At 42.5% G+C, this 25,257-nt stretch carries 31 protein-coding genes; 23 read left to right on the forward strand and 8 right to left on the reverse strand.

The window, feature by feature from the left end:
• Window positions 1-10: 10 nt before the first annotated feature.
• The 10 genes from NSQ66_RS11205 to NSQ66_RS11250 all read left to right on the forward strand — a co-directional run bounded on the left by NSQ66_RS11205 (window position 11) and on the right by NSQ66_RS11250 (window position 5,298).
• Complete coding sequence (locus tag NSQ66_RS11205; RefSeq protein ID WP_036689781.1) at window positions 11-190, forward strand: hypothetical protein; 180 nt, start codon at window positions 11-13, stop codon at window positions 188-190.
• A gap of 166 nt (window positions 191-356) precedes the next feature.
• Window positions 357-536, forward strand: a complete 180-nt coding sequence (locus tag NSQ66_RS11210) for a hypothetical protein (RefSeq protein ID WP_038570027.1) — start codon at window positions 357-359, stop codon at window positions 534-536.
• Window positions 537-700: 164 nt separating this feature from the next.
• Complete coding sequence (locus NSQ66_RS11215; RefSeq protein WP_036689784.1) at window positions 701-1,267, forward strand: putative ABC transporter permease; 567 nt, start codon at window positions 701-703, stop codon at window positions 1,265-1,267.
• Window positions 1,268-1,413: 146 nt separating this feature from the next.
• Window positions 1,414-1,890: a DUF523 domain-containing protein gene (locus tag NSQ66_RS11220; protein WP_036689786.1), complete on the forward strand. Its 477-nt coding sequence runs from the start codon at window positions 1,414-1,416 to the stop codon at window positions 1,888-1,890.
• 49 nt (window positions 1,891-1,939) lie between these two features.
• Window positions 1,940-2,086 (forward strand): hypothetical protein, encoded by a 147-nt coding sequence (locus NSQ66_RS11225; RefSeq protein ID WP_155288116.1) that lies wholly within the window; start codon window positions 1,940-1,942, stop codon window positions 2,084-2,086.
• Between the two features lie 169 nt (window positions 2,087-2,255).
• A complete protein-coding gene (locus NSQ66_RS11230) occupies window positions 2,256-2,705 on the forward strand; it encodes a DUF4362 domain-containing protein (RefSeq protein ID WP_076214438.1) in 450 nt (149 codons plus the stop codon).
• Between the two features lie 30 nt (window positions 2,706-2,735).
• A complete protein-coding gene (locus NSQ66_RS11235) occupies window positions 2,736-3,209 on the forward strand; it encodes an NUDIX domain-containing protein (protein WP_076142030.1) in 474 nt (157 codons plus the stop codon).
• Between the two features lie 16 nt (window positions 3,210-3,225).
• On the forward strand, window positions 3,226-3,813 hold the full coding sequence (locus NSQ66_RS11240; RefSeq protein ID WP_076142007.1) for a histidine phosphatase family protein: 588 nt from the start codon (window positions 3,226-3,228) through the stop codon (window positions 3,811-3,813).
• A 273-nt stretch (window positions 3,814-4,086) separates the two neighbouring features.
• Window positions 4,087-4,482, forward strand: coding sequence for a DUF2809 domain-containing protein (locus NSQ66_RS11245; protein ID WP_036689831.1), 396 nt, complete (start codon window positions 4,087-4,089; stop codon window positions 4,480-4,482).
• 24 nt (window positions 4,483-4,506) lie between these two features.
• Window positions 4,507-5,298 (forward strand): lipid II flippase Amj family protein, encoded by a 792-nt coding sequence (locus tag NSQ66_RS11250; RefSeq protein ID WP_036689792.1) that lies wholly within the window; start codon window positions 4,507-4,509, stop codon window positions 5,296-5,298.
• A 17-nt stretch (window positions 5,299-5,315) separates the two neighbouring features.
• Here the strand turns inward: NSQ66_RS11250 and NSQ66_RS11255 are convergent, their stop codons facing one another.
• A complete protein-coding gene (locus NSQ66_RS11255; RefSeq protein ID WP_141118583.1) occupies window positions 5,316-6,125 on the reverse strand; it encodes a hypothetical protein in 810 nt (269 codons plus the stop codon).
• 204 nt (window positions 6,126-6,329) lie between these two features.
• Here NSQ66_RS11255 and NSQ66_RS11260 point away from each other — a divergent pair, with 204 nt between their 5' ends.
• On the forward strand, window positions 6,330-7,190 hold the full coding sequence (locus NSQ66_RS11260) for an SDR family oxidoreductase (protein ID WP_038570030.1): 861 nt from the start codon (window positions 6,330-6,332) through the stop codon (window positions 7,188-7,190).
• Window positions 7,191-7,556: 366 nt separating this feature from the next.
• Complete coding sequence (locus NSQ66_RS11265) at window positions 7,557-7,958, forward strand: DUF4265 domain-containing protein (RefSeq protein WP_036689795.1); 402 nt, start codon at window positions 7,557-7,559, stop codon at window positions 7,956-7,958.
• A gap of 84 nt (window positions 7,959-8,042) precedes the next feature.
• Here the strand turns inward: NSQ66_RS11265 and NSQ66_RS11270 are convergent, their stop codons facing one another.
• Window positions 8,043-9,020 carry an alpha/beta hydrolase gene (locus NSQ66_RS11270; protein ID WP_076142006.1) on the reverse strand — a complete coding sequence of 326 codons (978 nt, stop codon included), beginning with the start codon at window positions 9,018-9,020 and terminating at the stop codon, window positions 8,043-8,045.
• A gap of 155 nt (window positions 9,021-9,175) precedes the next feature.
• Between NSQ66_RS11270 and lepB the strand changes: the two genes are divergently transcribed.
• The 3 genes from lepB (at window position 9,176) to NSQ66_RS11285 (ending at window position 12,020) form a co-directional block, all read left to right on the forward strand.
• Window positions 9,176-9,673 carry a signal peptidase I gene (lepB, locus tag NSQ66_RS11275; RefSeq protein WP_076142005.1) on the forward strand — a complete coding sequence of 166 codons (498 nt, stop codon included), beginning with the start codon at window positions 9,176-9,178 and terminating at the stop codon, window positions 9,671-9,673.
• 184 nt (window positions 9,674-9,857) lie between these two features.
• Entirely contained in the window at window positions 9,858-10,895 is a 1,038-nt protein-coding gene (locus NSQ66_RS11280) for an HD domain-containing phosphohydrolase (RefSeq protein WP_036689800.1), read from the forward strand.
• A gap of 264 nt (window positions 10,896-11,159) precedes the next feature.
• A complete protein-coding gene (locus NSQ66_RS11285; RefSeq protein WP_076142004.1) occupies window positions 11,160-12,020 on the forward strand; it encodes an alpha/beta hydrolase in 861 nt (286 codons plus the stop codon).
• Window positions 12,021-12,103: 83 nt separating this feature from the next.
• Here the strand turns inward: NSQ66_RS11285 and NSQ66_RS11290 are convergent, their stop codons facing one another.
• Entirely contained in the window at window positions 12,104-12,421 is a 318-nt protein-coding gene (locus NSQ66_RS11290) for a MazG-like family protein (RefSeq protein WP_076142003.1), read from the reverse strand.
• Between the two features lie 97 nt (window positions 12,422-12,518).
• On the opposite strand from NSQ66_RS11290, the gene NSQ66_RS11295 reads away from it, so the two are divergent.
• From NSQ66_RS11295 to NSQ66_RS11310, 4 genes are all read left to right on the forward strand, one after another.
• Window positions 12,519-13,097, forward strand: coding sequence for a TIGR00730 family Rossman fold protein (locus tag NSQ66_RS11295; protein ID WP_076142002.1), 579 nt, complete (start codon window positions 12,519-12,521; stop codon window positions 13,095-13,097).
• A 16-nt stretch (window positions 13,098-13,113) separates the two neighbouring features.
• Window positions 13,114-13,674, forward strand: a complete 561-nt coding sequence (locus tag NSQ66_RS11300; RefSeq protein ID WP_076142001.1) for a GNAT family protein — start codon at window positions 13,114-13,116, stop codon at window positions 13,672-13,674.
• Window positions 13,675-13,742: 68 nt separating this feature from the next.
• Complete coding sequence (locus tag NSQ66_RS11305; protein WP_036689808.1) at window positions 13,743-14,492, forward strand: GTP pyrophosphokinase family protein; 750 nt, start codon at window positions 13,743-13,745, stop codon at window positions 14,490-14,492.
• Window positions 14,493-14,647: 155 nt separating this feature from the next.
• Window positions 14,648-16,273: a glycoside hydrolase family 9 protein gene (locus NSQ66_RS11310; protein ID WP_076142000.1), complete on the forward strand. Its 1,626-nt coding sequence runs from the start codon at window positions 14,648-14,650 to the stop codon at window positions 16,271-16,273.
• Between the two features lie 121 nt (window positions 16,274-16,394).
• Here NSQ66_RS11310 and NSQ66_RS11315 read toward each other — a convergent pair whose 3' ends face one another.
• Window positions 16,395-16,664, reverse strand: a complete 270-nt coding sequence (locus NSQ66_RS11315; RefSeq protein ID WP_038570042.1) for an excalibur calcium-binding domain-containing protein — start codon at window positions 16,662-16,664, stop codon at window positions 16,395-16,397.
• 209 nt (window positions 16,665-16,873) lie between these two features.
• Here NSQ66_RS11315 and NSQ66_RS11320 point away from each other — a divergent pair, with 209 nt between their 5' ends.
• Window positions 16,874-17,374, forward strand: coding sequence for a hypothetical protein (locus NSQ66_RS11320; RefSeq protein ID WP_076141999.1), 501 nt, complete (start codon window positions 16,874-16,876; stop codon window positions 17,372-17,374).
• Between the two features lie 551 nt (window positions 17,375-17,925).
• Here NSQ66_RS11320 and NSQ66_RS11325 read toward each other — a convergent pair.
• From NSQ66_RS11325 to NSQ66_RS11335, 3 genes are all read right to left on the reverse strand, one after another.
• Complete coding sequence (locus tag NSQ66_RS11325) at window positions 17,926-18,852, reverse strand: IS3 family transposase (RefSeq protein WP_143766314.1); 927 nt, start codon at window positions 18,850-18,852, stop codon at window positions 17,926-17,928.
• Window positions 18,801-19,118 carry a transposase gene (locus NSQ66_RS11330; protein WP_036683594.1) on the reverse strand — a complete coding sequence of 106 codons (318 nt, stop codon included), beginning with the start codon at window positions 19,116-19,118 and terminating at the stop codon, window positions 18,801-18,803. Before NSQ66_RS11330 ends, NSQ66_RS11325 begins: the two co-directional genes overlap by 52 nt.
• 797 nt (window positions 19,119-19,915) lie before the next feature.
• Window positions 19,916-20,773, reverse strand: a complete 858-nt coding sequence (locus tag NSQ66_RS11335) for an alpha/beta hydrolase (protein ID WP_081383996.1) — start codon at window positions 20,771-20,773, stop codon at window positions 19,916-19,918.
• Between the two features lie 171 nt (window positions 20,774-20,944).
• On the opposite strand from NSQ66_RS11335, the gene NSQ66_RS11340 reads away from it, so the two are divergent.
• A complete protein-coding gene (locus tag NSQ66_RS11340) occupies window positions 20,945-21,745 on the forward strand; it encodes a cupin domain-containing protein (protein WP_081390188.1) in 801 nt (266 codons plus the stop codon).
• 51 nt (window positions 21,746-21,796) lie between these two features.
• Here NSQ66_RS11340 and NSQ66_RS11345 read toward each other — a convergent pair whose 3' ends face one another.
• Window positions 21,797-22,792: an acryloyl-CoA reductase gene (locus tag NSQ66_RS11345; protein WP_076142368.1), complete on the reverse strand. Its 996-nt coding sequence runs from the start codon at window positions 22,790-22,792 to the stop codon at window positions 21,797-21,799.
• 139 nt (window positions 22,793-22,931) lie between these two features.
• Here NSQ66_RS11345 and NSQ66_RS11350 point away from each other — a divergent pair, with 139 nt between their 5' ends.
• Complete coding sequence (locus tag NSQ66_RS11350) at window positions 22,932-23,507, forward strand: hypothetical protein (RefSeq protein WP_076100739.1); 576 nt, start codon at window positions 22,932-22,934, stop codon at window positions 23,505-23,507.
• Between the two features lie 321 nt (window positions 23,508-23,828).
• On the forward strand, window positions 23,829-25,247 hold the full coding sequence (locus tag NSQ66_RS11355) for an NAD-dependent malic enzyme (protein ID WP_036683453.1): 1,419 nt from the start codon (window positions 23,829-23,831) through the stop codon (window positions 25,245-25,247).
• The last annotated feature ends 10 nt before the right edge of the window (window positions 25,248-25,257 follow it).

The following is a 25,257-nucleotide window of genomic DNA, read 5'->3' on the forward strand; positions in this document are numbered from 1 at the left end:
AGGATTTCACATGTCCGATCACACACAAGATGAAGCGGAAATCCGCAACAAGGAAAATAAAGAAGGCGATTCATTAGCTGAAATTAAGAAGATGGAGAACGGTGTAGACATCGAGCCAGAGGCAGATGAGTGGGTAGCCAAACCTGCTGAATCCTCACACCCAGATCCGCTTCCCGATAATTTGGAGTAAATGATTCGGAAGACAGGCTGTCCTTTAGGGGACAGTCTGTTTTTGTTGATGATTGTAGTAAGTATTGTATAATAAATAAAAGTACAACCTCATCAGAGTGTTTTCTCCAAGTTCGTCTTAGCTTTTCGCAAATTTCACAGATCTTTGCCAATGGGGAGGAAATGGAATGCGTAGTCGAAATGAGAACAGCCGTTACCGGCAAAAACGTGGTGAGGCTCTCGCAGGAAACTTTGAGAAAAAGTACGGTTCAAACTTTGGCGTACGCAGTGAGCTTAAGATGGATGCACTGAAGAAACAAAACGACGATCAGTTGCTGACGACACCTCATGAAGAAGAGCATAAATAATTAGAAAGTAACGAGTGGGAGACTTTTACTCCTGAAATTCTGGAATGAAGGCATAACCTTTTGGGTTATGTCTTTTTTGTGCGCATATTTCCTGAACGATCAAGACATAATAGGGCCGGATGGGCGACTAAGAAAATAATGACAACGAGAGGCGGGATTAGGTCATGATTATTCCTATATTTTCGTTAAGTGGAGATATAGCAGTTACTGTGGTGGGCCAATACTTTTTTTATTTTATGGTCTATTCCTTTTTAGGCTGGGTATTGGAAGGGACCTATAATCTATACAGTAATGGAAGCTTTCGCAAAGAAGGATTTCTAAAAGGTCCATTTAAGCCGATGTATGGCTTTGCTCCACTATTGCTATTGATTGCTAGAGATTTGACGCTGCCACTTCCGCTTTTCCTATTTCTTGCGCTAATCATTCCTTCTGCTGTTGAATTTATAAGCGGTTGGCTGTTAAAAACGGTATTCCATAAGCAATGGTGGGATTACTCAGGAATGTCTTATCAACTGCAAGGGCATATTTGCCTGCGTTTTTCTCTATATTGGTGGGGGCTTTCAGTAGCTAGTGTGTATGTAATTCAGCCGCTTATGGAGCTTTTATATTCGGGTGTTCAGCCTATTTGGAAATTCGTGCTTCCGATCGTGGGGTTCTACTTTATGGCGGATTTATTATGGACCTGCTGGAGCCGATATCGGATGGAGAAAACCCCTCAATATCAGAAATAATGGTTTCCTATATGTATACAATGAGTCTTCTTTTGTGTATCAAGCACAAACATTTCGTGGACAGGCATTTCGATATTGCATATCCGTTTCTAGTCATAAATAATATAGCAATATATTAAATACTAGACGGACTGGTGGCGATAACGATGACAGGGAAGATTCTAGTGAGCGCATGTCTGTTAGGGCATAAAGTACGTTATGATAATGGCGATGTTCCGTGTCTCGATGCCCGATTCCTAAAGTGGTATGAGGAAGGGCGTTTTGTCCATATTTGTCCAGAGGTAGTGGGCGGTTTGCCAACCCCTCGTCCTGACGCACAGCGGCAAGGAGATCGGGTAGTGACGGGGGCAGGCACGGATGTTACCGAGCCATTTATGAAGGGGGCTCAAGCCACACTAAAGCTGGCTAGGGAGCATCAGGTTGCATTAGCTATTTTAAAACAAGACAGTCCTTCATGCGGAAGCCTGTATATTTATGATGGAACCTTTAAAGATACGAAAGCACCGGGAGAGGGCACCACTACGGAGCTGTTGAGGAAAAATGGGTTTAAAGTATTTGGCGAAGATCAGCTGGACGAAGTCGAGCAGGAACTCGCACGTATGGACGGGCAGGTTATTCTTTAAGTAATAAATAGGCTGCAGGATACATAGTGTGTATAAGGGGAACGAAGCAGTGTCCTTGGGAGAGGAAATGCCGTCCGATGAGCCATCCTTCATTTGGGATAGGAGGCGGACGCAGATGAGTATTGATCAGCTCATTGCTTTGCTCGTTCTTGTCATTATGATCGTACAGCTTGCTGGCACAAAAGGTAAACACTAAGTCTCACCTCATTGTAACTGCTTCCGGAGCTCAGGATTTTTTGAGTTCGGAAGCTTTTTTTTGTCCCTGGCTATGCATATTGTGAAATCTAAAGGATTCCTTCATAGTGATGTCTAATATACATATAGTGGGTTTTTGGGAAGTCCAAGGAAAGAAATTAGGGGGAACTATGAAATTTAGAACATGGATAATCATTGTTCAGTTGTTTATGATTGCTGTGCTTGTAGGCGTTTTGGCGGCCGATCTAGGTAAGCCAGGCTCAGATGAGTCTAAACATGATGATATTTTAATACATTTTGATCAAAAAGATTTAAACAGGATAAAAGAAACGGTTCAAAGGTTTAGTGAAGGTAAAGGGGATAACCTGATGTTGATTGAGCCAACCACGGATAGTGGACAGTTAATTCATGATTTCTATTCTAATGGTAAAGAGCTTCATTGGGTAAAGGATGATACAAGAGATGCATGGAGTAATAGTCCTGGGAAGATCGAATATGTATGCAAGGCGATTGAACTAATAGAGACAGGTGAGCGGTTTAATGTCGAGTTATCCCAATGTAATGTTCAGCCAGACGGTGAGAAAATAAATGTGATCAGCTTTTTAAAAGAAAGATTATAAACCCATTTACGGAGAGGATGGATGAACAATATGCCGATGTCTGAGTACTATCAAGGAATTCGAGGGAAAGTGGGCTCAGAATTATTAATGATGCCTTCCGTAGCTGCAGTAATAAGAAATAAAGAGGATGAGATTCTATTCATCCGCAAGCCAGGAGAATCTTTGTGGGGATTGCCTGCGGGAGCGATTGAGCCAGGGGAGCGTCCTGGAAGAACCTTACGCAGAGAGGTATATGAAGAGACAGGGTTGATGGTTCATCCTACGTCTATTTTAGGTGTTTTTGGTGGAGCGAAATATAGATACGAATATAGTAATGGCGATCAGATAGAATATACGGTTATTGTATTTGAGTGCTCTATCATCAGAGGAACGCTTAGAGCTATAGATGGGGAGATCGAAGAATTTAAATTTTTCAAAGAGAACGAGCTGCCAGAGATTGCAATTCTATATCCTAGAGAGATTTTTATAAAAGACCGAGAGAAGACTGCAACGATATTTGAGTGACTGAGAGGAGTGCCTCATGAAGACCTACATTTATATGGTTAGACATGCAGTGTCACCTTTTGTATTAGGGAATGAGCGGGAACGGGGATTATCCAAAAAAGGGCACGCAGACGCTTATAGAATCAAAGAGCTTTTGGCGGAGGAGAAAATTACACATTTTGTCTCCAGTCCATATAGACGAGCCGTAGAGACGATCAAGTATTTGGCAGAAGCTTCGAACCAAGAGATTGAACTGTATGAAGAACTCAGAGAACGAGCAATCGGAAGTGTCGAGATTGAAATTAATGAAGATGACTTTCTGCAGGGCATTCGGACATCATTTAGCGACAAGCATTATAAAATGCCGGATGGAGAGAGTACTCAGGAAGCACAAGAGCGTGCAATTCCTGTTATCAAGCAATTAATTAAACAGCATAAAGGCGGCAAAATCGCTTTAGGTACGCACGGGAATATCATGACCATTATCCTGAATTACTTCGATAAGAAGTATGGATATGAGTTCTTTGAACAGACGTCCAAGCCGGATATTTATAAGCTGGAATTTGAAGAATTGGAGCTTACCCATGTGGAGCGGCTGTGGGACTCCGAAGTGCTGAACAGATGAAATATTTTATAAAGCTGAATGCACTAAGCGTACTTTATGCCTTTATGTTGTTTATTGTAATAGAGCTGCCATTGAATATATATCGAATCAGCAGAATTTCAGGCTTGGTGGTTCCCAATCACAGAACCTGCAGATAAACCTGCACCGGTAACAGGACTGATCATAATAGGAGCCATGATTATTTATCCGTTTTATATCGCAATGATTAGTATTATCGCAAGCATCACTTTTAAGTCAGACGCTGGATAGAGGTTGGAAATGAGGATCAATGATTTGAAAGAAAGACTTTTTTATACTTGTATCTGCCTCGTTGTTATTGTATTGGGGTTAAGCTCTAGAGTATTCACGAATCAGCTGCCTTTGTTTGTATCTAGACATTTCGGAGATGCGCTTTGGGGCAGTATGGTTTATTTTATGTTTCGGGTCCTACTGGTAAATCAAAAGCTAAGGCTCGCCTTTGTATGGAGTTTGGTGTTTAGCTTCGGCATAGAATTTAGCCAGCTGTATCAAGCGGAGTGGATCAACAGCATCCGATCTACAGTATTGGGTGGTCTAATTCTCGGAAAAGGATTCCTATGGATCGACCTCGTTAGATATTTGGTTGGCATTACCCTTTGTTATGGATTGGATCAATACTTTCACCAAAAGGTGCACCGAAATGATAAATAGTGTTTATTGGAGAGGAACCTTTAAATGGTAAATAGTTTGATTGTGGTATGCTTGCTTACGATGATTATTCACACGGCAGAAACCTTATCGTATTCGGTACGATATGCCGGAGTGAAGCTGAACAAGATAGCCATTGCGTTATCTCTCACAGGCATTATTGTTCTCGTCTCAAGAACTGCAAATATGATCCAAGCTCCACTGACGGCTAAATTCGTAGATTATGCCAAAATACATTCTGATTTTCCGCTTCTAAATTACTTGAGAATTATATTATTGGCTTCTTCCTTAGGGACATTAATTGCCATTGCTGTTTTTCCTACCTTTGTCGGCTTGTTTGGGAGAATCATCTCTAAGCTTGAAATTGAGGGTTCTATCCCAAAACTGCTTACCAGTGTAACGATCGGGCAACTAAAGAACACAAGAAAATACATAAGAAAACCAAAAGTGAATCTATATAACTTCAGATACCTGGGGATTCCTAAACGATTTATTGTGATGAATGTTTTTGTTACAGCCTTTTACACCGTAGGTGTCATATCATCTTTGTATGCTGCTCATCTAATGCCTCAATATAGCACGACTGCTTCTCAAGCTTCCGGACTGATTAACGGTATGGCGACTATTCTGCTGACCATATTTATCGACCCACAGCTTGGTCTTATTACCCATAAGGCTACTGAAAATGTAGAATACCGTGATCAGCTAGGAAAAATATATGTGGTATTGATGGGTTCTCGATTTGTAGGCACTATATTTGCTCAGCTCCTGATTGTGCCCGCAGCCCAGCTAATTAGTATGTTAGTGAAGCTGATTTGAGCCAGTGGGGCTAATCATTAGCGAAGTTTAGATTCTGCTGCTCTTAGAGCTAGCGAGATCTTCTGCTCCCAGCTGTAAATATTCTGCTGCATGGAATGAATTCGTTTCATTTGCTCATAGGATGATTTCAATTCTGTAGCGGCTCTAACTGCATCACCTTGCTTAACAGCTGCTTTATATTGTTTGTCAGCATCCGCGCGTACTTTCTGCGTGACAGTGAGATTCTTACTTTCGGCAGTTATTTGTTTCTTTAAAGCAGTGATGGGTGCTAACGCATCTTTGACGGGTTTAAGCTTAGCAGAGGTTTGCTTGCGAGCGGCTGCCAAAGCGGTTGTCTTTGTCTTAATTTCGGCTCGGGCCAGGGTTACAGCAGCCTTTAGTTTATTACGCTTCAGTTCCAGCAATGTGACTTTTTTCAAGTCTTTAGCTTTCTTGGCTGCGGTAGACTGTTTACCGAGTGTGCTGTATTGTTCCAGAAGGGGAGCGTGTTTCTTCTGAACTGAGGTTGCTTCTGAAGATAAGCGGCTTAACAGTGCTTGATCTGTTGACTGTATGACGGAACGAATAGATTTCAGAGCGTCATTATTCTGCTTGCGTAACTTCTGAATTTCTGAGTTATCTGTCTTGAGGGTGGCTTGAAGCGCGGTATAATTACCATGAAGACTGTTAATGTCATCCAGCGCGGCATCCCAGCCAGTAGCAGCAGACACAAGTGTAAGGTTACAGGTTAGGAAAGCTGCTACCAGCACTAATTGAGCCACCCATTTTAAATCCCTAATTCTGAAAATGTTCTTTCTACATCTGACGGTACCTTTTGGTTTAAACATTCATCTCAGCTCCTTAATGAATTAGTTAATATACGCAAAAAAGCACCTCCAAGATAGGCATTGACGCCTGTCTTGCGAGGTGCTTCTCCCGCACAGAAATATAAAAGATGCTCTTACTATAACTTGAAATTAATGGATAGTCAATGGACAATAGAACGTTTGTTTGCTTGTTTTTATAATTGTGAAATACAAAGGGGAGTAAATATGAGTTCACATCTAGAGTATGGGCACGATCGAGTGGCCCTGATTACCGGAACCTCCAGTGGATTTGGATTGCTGACAGCGCTCAAATTGGCTGGACAGGGGTTTAAGGTGATAGCAACCATGCGTGATTTAAGCCGTAAAGCCGAGCTGGTGCAGCAGGCAGAGCAGGCAGGAATTTTAAAGCAGCTTCATTTAATGACGATGGATGTCACCGACAGCGATTCTATAGAGACAGCAATATCTTCAGTACACGAAACATTTGGAAGAATTGATGTTCTAGTCAATAATGCAGGTTTTGCCATTGGCGGTTTCATAGAAGAAATATCTATGGAGGAATGGCGGCGGCAAATGGAGACGAACTTTTTTGGATTAGTGGCTGTGACAACAGCTGTGCTGCCCATTATGCGAGAACAGCAGAGCGGCACGATTATTAATGTGGGAAGTGTAAGCGGATTATCCGGATTTCCAGGTTATGCGCCTTATGCAGCTTCTAAATTTGCTGTTGAAGGTTTCAGCGAAAGCCTGCGTCATGAAATGTCCCCTTATGGAATACGGGTGGTATTAATTGAACCGGGCTCCTTCCGTACACCGATATGGGGAAAAGGCATGGAGCAAATTCGACGTAAGGAGGATTCTCCGTATAAAGAACGTCTTGACGCTGTGCTACGATATTCCAAACATACTGCTGAGACAGCGCCTGACCCTAGTCAAGTGGCTAATCTTATCGGTCGTATTACCGAAATGAAAGCACCACGGCTACGTTATCCTATCGGCAAAGGCACGCGAATCTTAATCTTAGGCAAAACGCTGCTTCCATGGAAATGGCTGGAGAGAATTATTGCGAAAGAATTGAGGGGATAGGATGGAGTCATCCATAAATTTAACAATCATTAAACTAATAGGTTATATGTCTAGTTTGATGACCGTTTTTTTATGGCTAATTTTTATATTCATCAATCCTTATGCTGAGATTACGAATCGCTCCACTCTTGTAATTAGTATAATTATGTTGTTATTACCGGCGGGGTTATTAGCAATAGGTGTCTTTTTAAACAGAAGTCGGCTAATGCTGCTTGCATTTATCTGGAGTTTTCCCTACAGTTTATATATGTTATTAACGCCCGGAATCTTTAGGTTGTTCGGGATTACGAGCCTAATGTATTTACTTTGTTTTGTGTTATTTAGAATGAACAAGATTAGATATTGAACAAGGATAGAGGTGTGCCGATGCTAGAATCGTCCGGAATCCATATCTGCTTCAACGCAGATGGCCGTGAAATAGAAATCCTCGATGTTACTCCATTTGGCAAAGATAAATTTCGAATTGAAGAGACACCGATTTTTAATCCGGCTGTTACAATGGGAGATATTATACAGGTGAAGGAAGAAAATGGAGTCTATTATTATCAAGAGACCGTCCAGAAATCTCCTTTCAAAAGATACGCTTGGCTGCTTAGTAAAGAGGCTGTTGATTCTACGGCCATTGCAGATTTTAAACATAGAATTATAGAGAATGAAGGCAAATGTGAGTTGATCTTTGGCGGTTTGTTCGTCATTCATATTCCTAAGAATACTTCGATTGATGTTGATGGGGAAATGAATCGAATTATTGAGCGGTTCGAGATTTGAATACTAAGAAAAAAATGCTGCGTCATGAAATGCAAGGAAACTTGCACACGATGACTGCAGCATGGAGAATAGAAGAAACGCTTTTTATTTTATTTCTTCCATAAATGTCTTGAAATTTTCAGTGATTTCTTTTGATTTGGTATGGTGCAGATAATGTCCTGCATCAAGTTTTACCAATTTTCCTTGTTTAGCATTTTTGACTTGCTCTTCATGCAATGATATCCAATCTTTTAAGAGAGTATCATCCCCTTGTACAAAGAGCAAAAGGGGATGATCCTTTGGAAAAGTTGAATTTAGAGCCCCTTTATAATTAGAAGACATATGTTCCACTTCATTTAAGTGAGTGTAATTATAAGTGTTTCTAAGTGTAAATAATCTCAATTGTTCTTTAGTTTCATCATCAAACGGCAATCCAACATAGGGGTTTCCACTTGTTTTAAATAACAATCTGCCCAAGCCTGATTTTCTAAGTAGTTTTAATTTTCCTGTTGGTATATTAACATTTGTTCTGTCTTCTGTTGCAATACTGTTATCAATCCCGACAAATGCACTCACTTCGTTTGGATATTTGTTCACATAATTCAAACTGTACATACCGGAAATAGAGTGTGCCATTAGAATATAACGGTCAATATTAAGCTGCTTTACAGCTTCATGAATTTCACTTACAATATTTTCCGTGGTTCGTTCTTTTTCAGTTCTATCACTTAATCCATAACCGAAAGGCTCAATCGCGACAACTTTGTAAAATGGAGATAGTTCATCTATCAGCAGTTTAAAATCAAGTCCCGGTGCCACCGTTCCATAACCAGGTAAGAGTACGACCGTCTCTTCGCCATTTCCTTGAATCAAAACATTCATATTTTTACCGTCGACGCTTACAGACTGACCATAGGGTTTTATTTTAGCTTGGTCCGATTTATTAAGGAAAATATTAGCGACAAAAACAGTCACTAGAAAAAGTACTATTGCAGTAGCTAAAGCCCCTAAGGAAATAAGTATAATTTTCAGCGGTTTATTCATCCTTTTTTTTATAACCTCTTCTTCTGGTTTCACTCGCATCTTCTCCTGTTCTAATCGCTTTATTCTAGCTACCTTAACGAGTCGCTAAAGGAAGCTTACCCGATGAAGATGAACTATACATGACGACAATATGAACTGAATATGAACCAGCTGAAAAAGTTTGACTCATTAAAATGAATGCGAGGTGAGCAATAATGTTGAAATTTATGAAGCAATGGTTGCCGAGTATTATGATCGCAGTGGTTATTTCTTTGTTTGTTAGAACCTATGTTGCTGAAGCCATGCGAGTTCCAACGGGCTCTATGATCCCAACGATTCAAATCAATGATCGCTTAATTGTTGAGAAAATGTTATGGATGACCACACTGGAGCATGGAGATATTGTTGTATTTACGCCACCTGTAGCTGGTGATGAGAATAAAAGATATGTAAAAAGGCTAATGGGGCTGCCTGGAGATACCTTGGAAATTAAAGATGGCGAACTTTACCGAAACGGAGCGATGGTTAACGAACCTTACCTCAATGAACAGATGGATTACACTTTTGGACCGGTTACGGTACCCGCCGATCATTATTTTTTTCTTGGAGATAACCGGAATATAAGCTATGATGCTCATCTGTGGGATACTCCATTTGTGTCGAAGGATAAGCTGATTGGGAAAGTGATCGCTGAATTTAGCAATCCCTTTTAGGTAGTGTGTAAGACGGATAAATGTAAGGCTTAATCTCTAAAAATAGATTTAGGGGTGCTGAAGTCGCGGGGGTCTTTTGAACTAACCGAGTGGTTTAATGAGACTTTAACCATATTGTTACTTTGGAAGAATTTAGCTATCCTTAAGGTAAAATATACCTACATATAGTAAGGGGTGCTGAATTTTGAAAGCTCATGTCACAGATCTCAAACATGGCGATTGTCTAATAGCAGATACATTCAATAGTGTTGGCCTACACGTGCTTCCGAAGGGGACAGTGGTCTACGGAGAAGAAATCACCATCCTGATGAGGCATCAGATTGATTATGTCGATATTGAACCACGCATGATGGCGCTGGATAATGAAGAAATGAATGTGGCACAAGGGATAGATGGTAATTTTGATCAAGCCATCCAAAACTATGAATCTATATTTCTGGAAGCACTCAGCAAGGGTAGCTTTACGCAGTCGGATGTTGATAATACGCTGCAGCCATTGCTGGAGAAATTGGATGAACAAAAGGATGTCGTTTCTTTATTATTGCTGCTTGAACGTGATGATATCAGTACATACAATCATTCATTGCAGGTCGGACTGTTATCCTTTTACATAGCGACTTGGTTAGGTCATACAAAAGCCGAAAGATTTGAGATTAGTAGAGCCGGTTATTTGCACGATATCGGAAAAAGCCAGATTGCTCCACATATCTTAAATAAGACGGATAACTTAACTCCTGAAGAATCAGAAGAACTAAAACGTCATACTACGTATGGATACGACATTATCCTTAAATCGATGAATGACGAAAAGACCGCACTAGTGGCGCTTCAGCATCATGAATTCGAGGATGGTACAGGTTATCCTAACAATCTCCGTAAACAGGACTTGCACCCGTATACGCAGATTGTTGCTGTCGCAAATACTTATGTAGGCATGACCTTAGGAAGAGCGAATCAACCGAAACAAGGCCTGATTAACGTTCTTCGCAAGGTACATGAACTTGGATTTGGCAAGCTGAATGGAAATGCGGTACAAGCTCTGATCGGACATTTATTGCCGAATTTTGTGGGTAAGAGCGTTCAGCTTAGCAATGGTGAGCAAGGTACGATTATTATGAATAATCCGTTGGATATTTTCAAACCTCTGGTAAAAATAAATGAGACTACGTTCAGAGACTTATCTAAAGAGCGTAATTTGACTGTTGAAGAAGTATTTATTTAACGAATATTTTTGTGGCGAAAAATAGTAAGGCTATCTCCTTGATCCGTAAAATCAGGGGATAGCTTTTTTGTGTTATAATCGGAATTGGGTTAAAAACCTTTCAATATGGAATAGGAGAGTGCTTATCGTGATTATCAAATTCATTCGTTTACGTTAATTTGAGGTGCAATTCAATGATGACATCATCCATTTTTTTGAAAATGTATTGAGTCTTATTTAACTGTGCATTCATTGATAAAATTCGAATGAAATGAGGAATGAACAATGAGCGATAAAATAGTAAAAGTAAACGGAATTGATATATGCTCGGAAAGTTTTGGAGATCCTAGCAATCCTGCGATATTGCTGATTATGGGTGCCACATGTTCTATGGTTTATTGGGATGAAGAGTTCTGTCAGCGATTAGCAGATACCGGACGTTACGTTATTCGTTATGATAACCGGGATGTCGGACGTTCCGTTGTTTATGAGCCTGGGAGTTCCAATTATACCGTGATAGATATGGCTAATGATGCCGCTGGGTTACTAGACGCCTATAATATTGAACAGGCAAATATCGTTGGGATGTCCTTAGGCGGAATGATTGCACAAGTCCTTGCTACACGTCATCCGCAAAAAGTTCTAACCTTAACCTTGATCGCATCAAGTTTTTTCGAATCTGATGATAATGATCGGAACTTGCCTCCTATGGATGAGCGGATCCTCGCATTCCATGCAGATGGAGCAACACTGGATTGGTCTAATGAGGAAGCGGTAGCCAATTATTTGGTTTCAGGTTCCGGCATACTCTGTGGTTCAAAACATAAATTCGATGAGAAAAGAGCGTATAAACAAGTAAGGATGGAAATAAAACGTGCCAACAACTTGCTTAGCATGTTTAATCATTCTCTCCTTACAGGGGATGACGACTACGAGGGCAAGGCAAAAAATATCATGGTTCCTACTTTGGTTATCCACGGCACAGAAGACACGGTGCTTCCTATAGAGCATGGCTTGGCACTTGCTGCGGAAATTCCTAATGCGTCGCTTCTAACCCTGGAAGGAACGGGCCACGAAGTCCATCCGGATGATTGGGAAACCATAATCAAAGCAATTTCGAATCATACATTAGGCGGTAAAGCTTAACAGGGCATAAAGAGTAAATTAATGAAGGGCTACAATTCGGTTGTGCCGATTGTAGTCCTATTTTTTTCAGGATTACTTCGTCCCTAGGAATTAAATCGCTTCACTAATTTGTCTTTATGTGCAGTAAAAGCCTCTTCTAAAGTGATGCCATATAAGTCGGCTAACAATGCGATATTTCCGAGAACATCCCCGATTTCCTCAATCAAGTCGGTTTTCAGTTGCTCTGGAGTACGAGTCGATTCATCCGGTCGATCTCTGCCGATTTCATAGGAGCGTACAGCTCGTGCTACTTCACCTGTCTCTTCCATTAAGAATCCCACTCTTATAAAAGGACCATAAGTAGTCCAGCCTCGTTCTCCATAAAAATGATTAATCCATTTCTGCACATCATTAATTTCCATATTATGTAGCACTCCTTAATCTTTCACATGATTTATACTCCAGCATATAGTATATTAGATAGCGGACATTATCAATATATAGTTTGGAGATGGGATTTTGAAATCAATATGTGTTTTCGCAGGATCGAATTTAGGGGGACATGAGGATTATAAAGCTAAAGCTGTTGAACTTGGTAACTACATGGCTATGAATAATTATCGTTTAATTTACGGTGGCTCAAAAATCGGATTAATGGGTGAAGTCGCTAATGCTGTTTTGAATGGTGGAGGCGAGGTAATCGGGGTAATGCCTAGAGGATTATTTAATGGGGAAATGGTACATAGAGAATTAACGGAGTTGATAGAAGTAGAAGATATGCATGGCCGTAAAGCAAAAATGGGAGAATTGGCAGATGGCTTCATTGCTTTACCTGGAGGGTTTGGAACGTATGAGGAGCTTTTTGAGGTTTTGTGCTGGTCACAAATTGGCATACACAAGAAGCCGGTAGGGGTTCTAAATATCAGGAATTATTTTGATCCTCTGCTGAATCTGATTCATAACAGTATCCAAGAAGGCTTCTCTAATTCTTCGCATCTCAGTCTGCTAAACGTATCCAACGAGCCGATGGAACTCTTAACTCTATTGAAGGAGTATGTTCCGCAAACGCTAGAGCAAAAGTGGAAACAGCTCAACTAGAAAAAGGAGAACTTACATGAATTCAGAATTTGCATTTACTGATTTCCCTGTGTTACAAACTGAACGATGCACACTACGTAAAGCAACAGAAAATGATCGCTATGATATATTTGAACTTTATTCCCAAGAAGCCGTTGTGAAATATATGCCATTTACACCCTTCATTTCGGTCGAGGATGCGATAGATGAAATGAAATGGTATGACAAAATTTTTAAGGAACAATCCGGTTTACGGTGGATGATTGAAGATCGTGAGACTCAAAAAGTGATTGGAACCTGCGGATTTCTGAATTATGAGCAAGATCATCATCGTGTGGAAATTGGGTATGACTTAATGCCTGCTTTTTGGGGAAAGGGGATTATGACAGAGGTAGTGAACCGTGTTATGCAGTTTGGCTTTTTGAACATCAGACTAAATAAAATTGAAGCGAGAGTGGAACCGAAAAATGAGGCGTCACTTATATTGATGAATAAGCTCGGCTTCTACAAAGAAGGGGTCTTAAGGCAACATGAGTTCGAAAAAGGTCGGTATGTGGATCTTGCTGTCTTCTCTAAATTGAAAAGTGAATACCACTGAATTTGAATTTCACTAGTGGATTGGCTATGATAAATATAGAGAAACGCTACAAGAGGAGAAATGAGATAATGACCCCCGAGAATCAAATTGAACAATTTAAGAAGCTTAAGCACGATATCACTCGTTTCATGTTGATTTATAAATTTGCATTGGATGAGATGGAAACAAAGATTGAGATCCTAAAACAGGAGTTTCAGTCTCTGCATGATTACAGCCCAATTGAACATACCAAATCGCGTATTAAGTCACCAGAGAGTATCATGAACAAAATGCTGCGCAAAAATGGTGAATTATCGCTGAATTCAGTGAAAAATTGTATTAAAGACATCGCTGGTCTGCGGATCACCTGTTCTTTTATCTCTGATATCTATCATGTTAGTGAGATGCTTCAGAAGCAGGATGATCTAACGGTTCTTGAGGTGAAGGATTATATTAAGAATCCTAAACCTAACGGATATCAGAGTCTTCATTTGCTGATTCAAGTCCCTGTTTTTATGTCCGATCGCCAGGAGCTTGTCTGTGTAGAAGTTCAAATTCGTACCATTGCTATGGATTTCTGGGCAAGCCTCGAACATAAAATCTTTTATAAATATAATAAATCAGTACCTGAGAGCATGACTCGTGAGCTGAAAAATGCGGCGGATGCCGCCCATGCTCTTGATCTGCAAATGGAGCGTCTGCACCGAGATATAAAAGAAATTAAAGACGATGATGAAGATGATCTTAGCTCTTTCGAGGAGGAGCTTCGCCGTATAGTGGTTCATAATAAGCAGTTCACACTTCCAGCTAACTTTATTAAACTGCTTGACGATAAATAAGCTGTTTTGTCCGCCTAGAGTTATCCGTTTCGTTTCGGTGACTCTAGGTTTTTTCTTGTATACATCATTGCCATAGATAACTAGAATAGAGTATTCTCAACTAGAAGAGAAAGGTTACTTCAGCTTCATCATTTTTACATAAAAGGAGAATGAAGATGAGCGAGCGTACACTTCGCGCCATTACTGTGAATCAAATCGGATATCCGCTGGATGGAGAAAAAATCGCAGTATTTACAGGTGCTGAGCATGATTTTCAGGTAGTTGATGTTGATAGCGGGACTATTGTGTTCAAAGGTAGTTCAGATGCTGGAAGATTTGATAAAGCCAGTGGAGTAACTTTGCACACAGGTGATTTCTCGGAGGTCAAGGCTGAGGGAAGATATCGGATTGAGCAGGGCGAGGGTGTAGCTTCGGCATCCTTTACAATCTCAGATCAGCCTTATCATGAGCTTCAACAGGGCTTGCTGAAAGCTTTCTATTATTATCGCTGTGGCGTTGAATTGACTGAAGAATATGCTGAAGATTGGAAGCACAAGGCGTGTCATACCGCAAAAGGGATTGTATATGGGCAACCGGATCTTCAACTAGACTGTTCGGGTGGCTGGCATGATGCAGGTGATTATGGAAAATATAGCGGTCCCGGAGCGAAAGCTATCGCGGATATGCTGCTTGCATATGAATTATATCCCTCGGCTTTTGTAAGCGCTATCCCATTGCCTGAAAGTGATGGATCTACGCCAGATGTGCTGCTGGAATGCAAGGTGGAGCTCGATTGGTTGTTTAAAATGCAAGACTCCGCAACAGGTGGTGTATACCATAAACTGACTACGCTAAGCTTTCCTGGACTGGATGTTATGCCTGAGGACGATACAGCGGATCTGTACTTCTCACCAATATCTGCTACTGCTACTGGAGATTTTGCTGGGGTTATGGCTATGGCTGCAAGAGTGTACGAGTCTTTTGATGCTGCTTATGCGCGGAAATGTCTGGATGCTGCAGGGGCAGCATGGGAATGGCTTGTTCAGCATCCAGATGTACCCGGTTTTACGAATCCGCCTGAGATTAGCACTGGAGAATACGGGGATGGAGTCGATAAGGACGAGCGGTATTGGGCAGCGGCGGAGCTGTATCGTACGACAGGGAAAGAGGAGTATCATCAAGCTGTTCTCCAGCTAGTGCAGCTGGCTTTTCCAAAATACAGTTTAGGCTGGGGTGATATGGGGGGTTATGGCACTATTGCTTATCTGTTAAATGGTGAGGAGCAAGCAGAACGTGCTTTATATGTCTCGTTAAAAGAAGGGCTTGTTGCTGAGGCGCAACGATTAGTGGAACAGAGTCGTGAGGAGGGCCATAGGATCTCTTTAAAAGAGGAGGACTATATCTGGGGCAGCAATATGCTTGTAATGAACAATGCAATACTGCTGCTGGCGGCTGAATATTTTAGTGGAGACTCCGGTTTTGCGGACTGTGCCTTAGATCATCTACATTATCTGATGGGGCGTAACATATTGGATATCAGCTATGTTACCGGATTTGGGGATCATGCCGTGATGAATCCGCATCATCGCCCTTCTGTAGGTGACCAAGTGGCTGATCCGGTGCCAGGATTGGTGTCAGGGGGGCCAGATCGTGGGCTGCATGATGAATATGTAGTTGAGCATTTACAGGGAAAACCAGCTGCGCAGTGCTTTGTCGATCATGAGCTTAGCTATTCTACGAATGAAGTGACGATCTATTGGAATTCACCTGCGGTGTTTGTTGTGGCCCGGTTTAATCAATAAAAAGCAATAGTTCGAATAGGGAAAGGCGTCTTGGATCTGGATGTCTTTCTCTTTTTTATAGTTGAAATGCGATATTCACGCGGGATCTAAGGCTCAAGCAAATGGTTGAGTAAGGTTAAGCCTATTTCTCACAAGCGATTCCGTCTTTGTCACGGTCGCTTTTTTTATTGGCATTATAGAGTTCTTTCGATACATAGGGTTTATTTTTCGTTTTGCCGCCTTTGTTCTTGGTTGAGCTGGAAATAGCAACTCCACCTTTGTAATCTTTGTTTAGCTCCGAGCAGTTTTTGTAGGTTTTGACCTTGGATTCTGCGCTTGCTGTATTTAAGGTACCGACGGATAGAGTGAGTAGCAGGCCTGATGCTAGACAAATGTTTAAGATTTTTTTCATGAGAACATCTCCTATAAAAATCTAATGGAATTGATGATTGCGTAGTATCGTATGTATTTTATATTACCAGTTTAATTCATTGAGGTATACATTATTGGTGGATTTGGAAACAGTGTACATATTTATGGGTGAAGTGGGGGAATAATTAGATTCAATTCACATGTAGTGAACAGGCTACGAATGAGGTGATTCTAATTAGCAAAAAGAAAATGGCGACTGCTCTAATTGCAGGGTTGTTGCTTCTGCCGGGAATGGCCTTGGGTGCATCAGCCCCCGTTGCTATGACTCGCGTTAATGGAGAACTGCTATCGGCTATGCCCAAGCCAGCTCCGGAGTCCAAGCGCATTATATTACCTTCTGCAATTCAAGCATCAGAGCTTTACGGGTTCGGATTGCAGCATCGGAATGCCTCAATTCAATATTCGATCTTCTCCAAAGATTTCAAAAAGATTATGTATCCGCGGTTTGTCGAACTAAACTGGGTGACGGGTGTCTCTAGCCCTTGGATCACGAACTACGAGGTCACTAAAGAAACGATAATTAACAAGAATTCAGAGGTCATTGAAATGCGTCTGGATACTGCGACTTCAAGTGGACCAGCACCTTCTATACTTTTGACAATCTCACTTGTGCAAGAGAAGAATAGCTGGGTGATTACCGGAGTGACATCGGACCCCGAGCTGCCGCGTGGCGGATTGCCTAGGAAGTAGGTTGGTTATGGATAGGAAAAAGAGCAAGCGTAGTAGGGGGTTCCCATACGCTTGCTCTTTTTTTGATTCGAAAGCACATCGATCAGTCCACGTGGTCTGTTTCTCCACAAATCATCAGCCTACGTTGGTGATTAATTAAGAGACCTCGCGTCAGACATCGTTACGGACCGTATTGCAGCTATTTTGGCATTATGATCGTTCTGGCGAGAGTTTCGGACTGTATGGCTCTTATTCCCCTGAAATCACGCATTATAGGAGTACTTTTGGGTGAATAGCTGCATCTGAGTCCGATAGCATGGCTAAATCGCCGAAATTGTGAAAATAAGAGCTCCTCGGTCCGATCACCGCCAAACTCTAGTGGATTTGGAGTCGCAATGTTCAGCCCAGAGTGGCAATGCCAGCTCGAGTCACAAATCATCAGCCTACGTTGGTGATTAATTAAGAGACCTCGCGTCAGACATCGTTACGGACCGTATTGCAGCTATTTTGGCATTATGATCGTTCTGGCGAGAGTTTCGGACTGTATGGACCTCTGTCAAGAAAGTGGACAGTCACGCAACAGACATTCTAGTCAATTGCTCAGCAAAACGAACTGGAGAAAGATACCCCAGCGCGCCATGCATTCGCTTGCGGTTATAGTAAAACTCAATATATTGAAAAAGTGTCTGGTAGGCTTGCTCCTTAGTTTTGAATCGTGGATTACAATAAATGAGCTCCTTTTTCAAAATGCTGTGCCACGACTCGATACAGGCGTTATCATAACAGTTACCTCTGCGGCTCATGCTGGACTCCATGCCATACGCTTTCAACTGCTGCCTGTATTCATGAGAAGTATATTGAGAACCTCTATCGGAGTGATGTAATAGACCCTTTTCCGGTTGTTTAGCTTCGTAAGCATCTTGTAAGGCGCCCGAAATTAAGCTAGTTTCCATATGGTTCTCCAAGCGCCACCCCACGATTTCGCGCGTGCAAAGGTCCATCACACTAGCCAGGTACAAGCGCCCTCCCCGGCAAGGAATGTATGTAATGTCGGTAACCCATACTGAATTGGGTTTGAGTATTTTAAATTGCTGGTTCAGCGTATTTGGGGCAATCGGATGGTCATGATTGGAGTCGGTGGTCTGTACGCGATACGTTTTGGAGACAATGGAGCGAAGCTTCATATGTCGCATGTACACACTCACCGTGCGTTCGGTAACGGTATAACCTTCTTGATGCAACAGGCGGGTGATCTTCGGACTCCCATACCGCTTTTGATGGTCTGCAAAATGATACTGAATTCGCTTCATTATCGCAGCCTTACGAAGCATATGCGTACTGTTTTTTTCTGTCCGCCACTTGTAGTACCCGCTCCGTGACACATGTAGGGTCATGCACATCTTCTCCAAGAGAAACTCGGAGCGATGTTTTTCAATAAACTGGAATCTCAGTTCCTTGGTTTGCTGAAGATGTGCACTGCTTTTTTTACGATCGCTAATTCCTCTTCCACATCAGCAATCTTGTTATCTTTTTCTTGAAGTTGACGGCTCATTTCTTTCAACTGTGCCTCGAGTTCCCGTACTCGATCCACGCTAGCTGCCGGTTCATTCTTTAGTTCTCGATACTGGCTCATCCATTGATGCAGGGTACTTTTTGGGATGTTGAGCTCTTCCGCCAAGTCGCCCACTGTCTTTGTTTGCTCTTGAATGAACTGCACTGTCTGTTTTTTAAATTCTTCGTTATACCGTTGTCGATGTTCTCCCATGTGAACACACCTCCGTGGACTCATTATCGCCAGTCTGTTAACTACTGTCCACTTTTTATTCTAGCTTCAGTATGGCTCTTATTCCCCTGAAATCACGCATTATAGGAGTACTTTTGGGTGAATAGCTGCATCTGAGTCCGATAGCATGGCTAAATCGCCGAAATTGTGAAAATAAGAGCTCCTCGGTCCGATCCCCGCCAAACTCTAGTGGATTTGGAGTCGCAATGTTCAGCCCAGAGTGGCAATGCCAGCTCGAGTCACAAATCATCAGCCTACGTTGGTGATTAATTAAGAGACCTCGCGTCAGACATCGTTACGGACCGTATTGCAGCTATTTTGGCATTATGATCGTTCTGGCGAGAGTTTCGGACTGTATGGCTCTTATTCCCCTGAAATCACGCATTATAGGAGTACTTTTGGGTGAATAGCTGCATCTGAGTCCGATAGCATGGCTAAATCGCCGAAATTGTGAAAATAAGAGCTCCTCGGTCCGATCCCCGCTAAGCTCTAGTGTATTTAGAGTCGCATTGTTCAGCTCAGAGTGGAAGGCCAACTCAGCATCACAAAGCCCAGCTTGCATTATAGAGTATAGCATACGTCACCAGCCCAGCTCATATCATACAGCGCAACTCACATCGCATAGCTCAGCTCACATCACAAAGCGCAACTCACATCGCATAGCTCAGCTCACATCACAAAGCGCAGCTCGAGCCACCAGCTCAGCTCACGTCACCAGCCCAGCTCGCGAACCCCAGCTCAAGCCACAACAGCTACTAGGCTATCCAGCTGTTAAGCGACTAATCTCTTCCCGCCTTCACCATCAATTCCGCCAGCATTTTGGGTTCGGTTCGAACGGTGGTCATGTGATCTCCTTTGCCCTCGATGAAGCGGAAGACGCCTAAATGACTGGATTGTGTAGGATGGAATCCGTATGGACCTTGCGGTATCGCGGTGTCCTCCGTTAGATAAAGATAACTTTTGGGGATCTGGAGACTGTAGAATTTCTTGAGATCAAGCTTTTCGAAAAGTGGACTTGCTGGCTCAGGAGGAGCTTGTTTATAAAAAGCTTGCGCTTCCGCAAGACTGGCGGTGTTGACGAATGTATCCCGGAAGAGAGGAAAGGGGAGCGTTATGGTGTTATTGCCGGAAGTATCTCTTAGCTGTTCAAAGTACTTAAGCGAATCAGCTGGAAATTGGTCCGCCAGACTTTGCCCATCCAGCGGTACGAAGGCATCGAAGAATACCAGACGTTTGATCCGATCCGGTACTTGCTGAGAGACGGTTTGGATCACCGATCCACCAAAGCTATGTCCGAGCAGAATGATATCCTTTAAGTCTTTTTGCTTGATAAAGTCGACAACAGACTGTGTAATTTGCGCATGCGTTACATTATTGTTTTTGTCCCCGCCATGACCGGCATATTCCGGAGTATAGACGGTGTGTCCTAAGCTGCGAAGTGCGGCGGCCGTTTGATCCCAAAAACCAGCAGTAGCCCAAGACCCATGAACTAGAACAAATGTAAGAGGCGCCTGTTTCGATGATGTTTTGTTATTGGCGGCCTCAACCGTGGAGCTGAGATTCATAGGCTGGAAACCCATAATTGTAAAGAGAGTGATACATAACGCTAACACTATTTTTGTGTGAATGGATTTCATACTATGCCTCCTATGTGGGGTGAGAGTGTAATACTTAGAGGATGCCCCGTTTAGAAAAGAAAGATGAATTTTTATCAGGAGTAGTGAATCTCCGCACCTAGGCATAGGCAAACGCATATCTTGTGTTTAGGGAAAGCAAAAATTTATAGCAACAGAAAGGCAGGAAAAAAAGTGACTTCATACATGGACTATACGTCCCCCAATACAGAGTTTACTTTTGATGTGAACACCAATACACTTTTTAAAAAAGATGCCAACAACTTCATTAACTTGCTGTCGATTAAACAATTGAACACGCTTGAGAACATATCGCTGCTGGATATTTTTCTTAGCAAATCAAATGTTGTGGAACCTCATTATCATCAAAATGCTGCAGAGCTTGTATATTGTATCTGCGGTTCAGCGGTAGTGTCTTTAATCAATCCGTTCACAAATGAACTTCTGCATTTTCCGATTTGTCCGGGTCAAGTGGCAAACGTGCCGCAAGGCTGGTGGCATTATGAGGTAGCTACTGCGGATAATACACATCTGCTCGCGATTTTTGACGCACCTATTCCTGAGGTCATTTTAGGTTCGGATATTCTTAGCAAAACCCCAGCAAATGTATTAGCCCATACTTACTGCTTAAATGAAGCTAAGGTAAAAGAAGCTCTTGCTCCAATCAAGCCGGGAACCTTCATCGGCCCTCCTGCTGACTGCTGCGAAGAAGATAAAGTAATGGGCAGCAGCAATATGGCTCCTAATATGGCCCCTAACATGGCCCCAAATATGCATCCTAATATGAATCCATACGCTCATATGCAGGCACAACCCATCCCGATATCTTCACAAATGCCTCCAGCTACACAAGCCTTTAATTATCAGCCATACCCGATGCAAGGGTACTATACGCAGGGTTATGATCAGCATTATCGCCAACAACCCTATGTACAGCAGCAGCCGCATTACCAGTATCCAAATAACCAAGAGTAAACTAAAAAAACCTCCCGGAACTCTAGATTCCGGGAGGTTTCGTTGTTAAACCTAGGATAAACGGACAAGTACTCTTCCTCTAAGGTTTCCTTGTAGAATATCTTCCAATGCTTGCGGTAGCTCGTTTAACGTGACTTCACGATCCACGAGGTTCTCCAGCTGACTTGGCTTCAGATCGCTCGCCATCCGTTTCCAAGCCTTCTGGCGAAGGTCTGCAGGACATTCAACGGAATCTATGCCGAGAAGGTTAACACCCCGAAGAATAAACGGAAGTACTGTAGTTGGAACTGAAGTGCCTCCGGTTAAGCCACTTGCAGCTACAGAACCTCTGTAGGTGATTTTACTCAAAACTGCGGCAAGGGTGTCACCACCCACCGAATCTACTGCGCCTTGCCATAATTGTTTGTCCAAGGGTTTGCTGGCGCCGCCAATGACCTCTTCACGTGAGATCACGTCTTCGGCTCCTATACCTCTAAGGTAATCGGTAGCTTTGGCGTTACCTGTGCTTGCCACTACGCTATACCCTTTTGCGCCAAGCATGGCAATAGCAGATCCACCTACACCGCCGGTAGCGCCTGTTACAAGTACTTTGCCTTTGTCCGGGGAAACGTCATGATCTTCCAGGGCTAGTATGGACAAGGCAGCTGTCAGTCCTGCAGTACCGTAGATCATAGCTTCTTTAAGCGTCAGGCCTTCGGGAAGGGGAGTGATCCAACCTGCTGGAATCCGAGCGTATTTGCTAAAGCCGCCAAAGTGTGATACGCCAACACCATATCCTGTCGCAATGACTTGCTGCCCTTTATGAAACCGCTCATCTGTGGAAGATACCACAACACCGGATAAATCTATCCCTGGAATAAAGGGATATGTTCTTAGAATTTTACCGTTTGGAATACTGGCTAAACCGTCTTTATAGTTTACACTGGAGTAAGCAACCTTAATTACAACCTCTCCAGCTGGCAGATCCTCTAGGGTAACCGGTTTAACAGCTACGGAGAAGGAAGATTCTGTTTTGTCGACAACTAACGCTTGAAATGATTCTGTCATAAGTGTGAGCTCCTTCAACTACGTTATAGGTAAGACATGTATATAATATTTATTCTGCCCGGTCAACTTGTGATTGTCTATGATATAGCGCAATTGTTTATTAAGGTTCCGTTAAATCTTGTGATAGAGGGTGAAGCTTATGAAATGGAAAAATTTAATGGGTACAGTCTTAGCGGGTATCACATTAGTCTCACTTGGCTTTAATGGATATTCTTTTTATAACAAGCCACCAAAAGAGACTAACCAAACTACCAAGGAGCTTGTTCAAACTATAGGCGAGATTTCAATCCAATCTAACTCTGAGAGTGGAGTGCAGGGTGAAAGCGTGGAGGAACTGAAAAAAATTATTTATAACTTACCTCAAGTGGAGAAAAAATTAGCTTTTATAAAGGGAGTAATCACAGAAGGGAATACGGTTTATCTGGATCTGGATGAGGTGGAATGGTTCGGTGGAGAGGCGGCAGAAATTGCGGCTAAAGAAGATGGTATACAAGAACCCGAATCATTGCCTAATGGATTCTATATCCGAAATGCAAGCGATGAAATCGAACGACTTAAGCTTGAGACTGATGTAACTATAGCTGAACTAAATGGGGCGAGACCTCAGCAAGTTGACTATACGAATTTTATTAGCGAAGAGCTTGTGGATAGATTATTCCATCTGACATTTGTAGAAGGTAAGGCTGTTTTGCTAGAAGAGCAGTACAGACCTTAGTGAGGGAGAGCAACTGAAAGTGCCAGCGGAGAAAAGAATCGGCGGGATGCTCTACAGCATGCAGTGAAGGTAATGAAGAGTAGAAGAGCTTACGGTTTGTTTATGCTTACATACACTTAAGATTATGATGAAATTTATTTTCACGGGAAAAATGGCTCTGTGTCCGTAGCTGCCATACCTGATGTATTTGGACCGGGTGCGGATGGGAATACTGTATGAAGAAAAATTTTTCGTTGATCTAGTTAATAGGCGGAAGATATGTTTAAATGGGAAAGTATAGTATTTTTTAAATAATAGGATTGAAGAAAGAGAGGCTAATTCATGTCGATTGCGACTACAATGATTATCAGGCTCGAAATTCGGAAATCGGTTGCATCTTTTGGCGATGTTGCTTCAGGAATTGCCGCAGCTGGCGGAGATATTGTTGCTATTGACGTGATACGTGCAGGGAAGGATGTCACTACCCGAGATATAACAGTGAATGTGCAAGACGCAGCTAATGGAGAAATTATCTCAATATTATCGAAGATGCCGGGAATTAAAATAATCAACGTGTCGGATCGGACGTTTCTGGCTCATCTTGGCGGAAAAATCGAAATCACACCTAAAATGCCGATTAAAAATCGGGAGGATTTATCCTTAGTGTATACGCCGGGGGTAGCCCGAGTGTGTACGGCGATTGCCGAAGATCCCAGAAAAGCTTATTCTCTGACGATGAAAAGAAATACAGTTGCAGTCGTTTCGGACGGCACTGCTGTGCTTGGACTAGGGGATATCGGCCCGGAAGCAGCTATGCCTGTCATGGAAGGTAAGGCGATGCTGTTTAAGCAATTGGCGAACATTGATGCTTTTCCGCTATGCTTAAATACCAAAGATCCGGAAGAAATTATCAATATCGTAAAAGCAGTTTCTCCTGGCTTTGGAGGGATAAACTTAGAGGATATAAGTTCACCACGCTGCTTTGAAATCGAACGCCGGCTTGCGGAAGAGCTGGACATTCCGGTATTCCATGATGATCAGCACGGAACATCCGTGGTGGCTTTTGCAGGACTTTTGAATGCGCTTAAAGTTGTAAATAAATCTATTGAAAATGCGCGGATTGTTGTTGTGGGTATAGGGGCGGCTGGGGTGTCCATATGTAATCTGCTGCTGGCAGCGGGCGCGCGTTATATTTATGCTGTTGATCGTGAAGGCGTTCTCAGAAAAGATCTCCAGTATGATAATCCGGAATGGCAGAAGCTTGCTGCCGCAACCAATCCTGAGGGAATTGAGGGTGGAATAACGGAGGTTATACGAGGGGCAGATGTCTTTATTGGGGTGTCCCGTGGGGGGATTCTGACCGTGGAGCATCTTAAAAGCATGGCCAGTGATAACATCGTTTTTGCGATGGCTAATCCTACACCGGAGATTGAACCGGATTTGGCAGAACCTTTTGTTCGCGTTCTAGCGACAGGCAGAAGTGATTATCCGAACCAGATCAACAATGTGTTATGTTTTCCGGGTATTTTCCGTGGCGCACTTGATTGCCGGGCTAGAACTGTGAATCTGGAAATGAAGCTGGCTGCGGCAAAAGCCATTGCATCGGTCGTTCATCCGGATGAACTCAATGAGCAATATATCATCCCAAGTATTTTTAACGAAAAAGTAGTTGAACAGGTCCGCCTGGCAGTAATCCAAGCGGCTATATCCACGGATGCAGCACGCCGGATTCCTAAAGACGTAGCAGCTATAACTGAATAAGAGCTATATG

The sequence above is a fragment of the Paenibacillus sp. FSL H3-0329 genome (assembly GCF_037963285.1).
GTDB lineage: Bacteria > Bacillota > Bacilli > Paenibacillales > Paenibacillaceae > Paenibacillus_AQ > Paenibacillus_AQ odorifer.

Excerpts from the sequence above, each read along its gene's own strand:
- NSQ66_RS11205 (WP_036689781.1), top strand. The coding sequence starts at position 11 with ATGTCCGATCACACACAAGATGAAGCGGAAATCCGCAACAAGGAAAAT.
- NSQ66_RS11210 (WP_038570027.1), top strand. The coding sequence starts at position 357 with ATGCGTAGTCGAAATGAGAACAGCCGTTACCGGCAAAAACGTGGTGAG.
- NSQ66_RS11215 (WP_036689784.1), top strand. The coding sequence starts at position 701 with ATGATTATTCCTATATTTTCGTTAAGTGGAGATATAGCAGTTACTGTG.
- NSQ66_RS11220 (WP_036689786.1), top strand. The coding sequence starts at position 1,414 with ATGACAGGGAAGATTCTAGTGAGCGCATGTCTGTTAGGGCATAAAGTA.
- NSQ66_RS11230 (WP_076214438.1), top strand. The coding sequence starts at position 2,256 with ATGAAATTTAGAACATGGATAATCATTGTTCAGTTGTTTATGATTGCT.
- NSQ66_RS11235 (WP_076142030.1), top strand. The coding sequence starts at position 2,736 with ATGCCGATGTCTGAGTACTATCAAGGAATTCGAGGGAAAGTGGGCTCA.
- NSQ66_RS11240 (WP_076142007.1), top strand. The coding sequence starts at position 3,226 with ATGAAGACCTACATTTATATGGTTAGACATGCAGTGTCACCTTTTGTA.
- NSQ66_RS11250 (WP_036689792.1), top strand. The coding sequence starts at position 4,507 with ATGGTAAATAGTTTGATTGTGGTATGCTTGCTTACGATGATTATTCAC.
- NSQ66_RS11255 (WP_141118583.1), bottom strand. The coding sequence starts at position 6,125 with ATGTTTAAACCAAAAGGTACCGTCAGATGTAGAAAGAACATTTTCAGA.
- NSQ66_RS11260 (WP_038570030.1), top strand. The coding sequence starts at position 6,330 with ATGAGTTCACATCTAGAGTATGGGCACGATCGAGTGGCCCTGATTACC.
- NSQ66_RS11265 (WP_036689795.1), top strand. The coding sequence starts at position 7,557 with ATGCTAGAATCGTCCGGAATCCATATCTGCTTCAACGCAGATGGCCGT.
- NSQ66_RS11270 (WP_076142006.1), bottom strand. The coding sequence starts at position 9,020 with ATGCGAGTGAAACCAGAAGAAGAGGTTATAAAAAAAAGGATGAATAAA.
- lepB (WP_076142005.1), top strand. The coding sequence starts at position 9,176 with ATGTTGAAATTTATGAAGCAATGGTTGCCGAGTATTATGATCGCAGTG.
- NSQ66_RS11285 (WP_076142004.1), top strand. The coding sequence starts at position 11,160 with ATGAGCGATAAAATAGTAAAAGTAAACGGAATTGATATATGCTCGGAA.
- NSQ66_RS11290 (WP_076142003.1), bottom strand. The coding sequence starts at position 12,421 with ATGGAAATTAATGATGTGCAGAAATGGATTAATCATTTTTATGGAGAA.
- NSQ66_RS11300 (WP_076142001.1), top strand. The coding sequence starts at position 13,114 with ATGAATTCAGAATTTGCATTTACTGATTTCCCTGTGTTACAAACTGAA.
- NSQ66_RS11305 (WP_036689808.1), top strand. The coding sequence starts at position 13,743 with ATGACCCCCGAGAATCAAATTGAACAATTTAAGAAGCTTAAGCACGAT.
- NSQ66_RS11310 (WP_076142000.1), top strand. The coding sequence starts at position 14,648 with ATGAGCGAGCGTACACTTCGCGCCATTACTGTGAATCAAATCGGATAT.
- NSQ66_RS11315 (WP_038570042.1), bottom strand. The coding sequence starts at position 16,664 with ATGAAAAAAATCTTAAACATTTGTCTAGCATCAGGCCTGCTACTCACT.
- NSQ66_RS11320 (WP_076141999.1), top strand. The coding sequence starts at position 16,874 with ATGGCGACTGCTCTAATTGCAGGGTTGTTGCTTCTGCCGGGAATGGCC.
- NSQ66_RS11330 (WP_036683594.1), bottom strand. The coding sequence starts at position 19,118 with ATGGGAGAACATCGACAACGGTATAACGAAGAATTTAAAAAACAGACA.
- NSQ66_RS11335 (WP_081383996.1), bottom strand. The coding sequence starts at position 20,773 with ATGAAATCCATTCACACAAAAATAGTGTTAGCGTTATGTATCACTCTC.
- NSQ66_RS11345 (WP_076142368.1), bottom strand. The coding sequence starts at position 22,792 with ATGACAGAATCATTTCAAGCGTTAGTTGTCGACAAAACAGAATCTTCC.
- NSQ66_RS11350 (WP_076100739.1), top strand. The coding sequence starts at position 22,932 with ATGAAATGGAAAAATTTAATGGGTACAGTCTTAGCGGGTATCACATTA.
- NSQ66_RS11355 (WP_036683453.1), top strand. The coding sequence starts at position 23,829 with ATGTCGATTGCGACTACAATGATTATCAGGCTCGAAATTCGGAAATCG.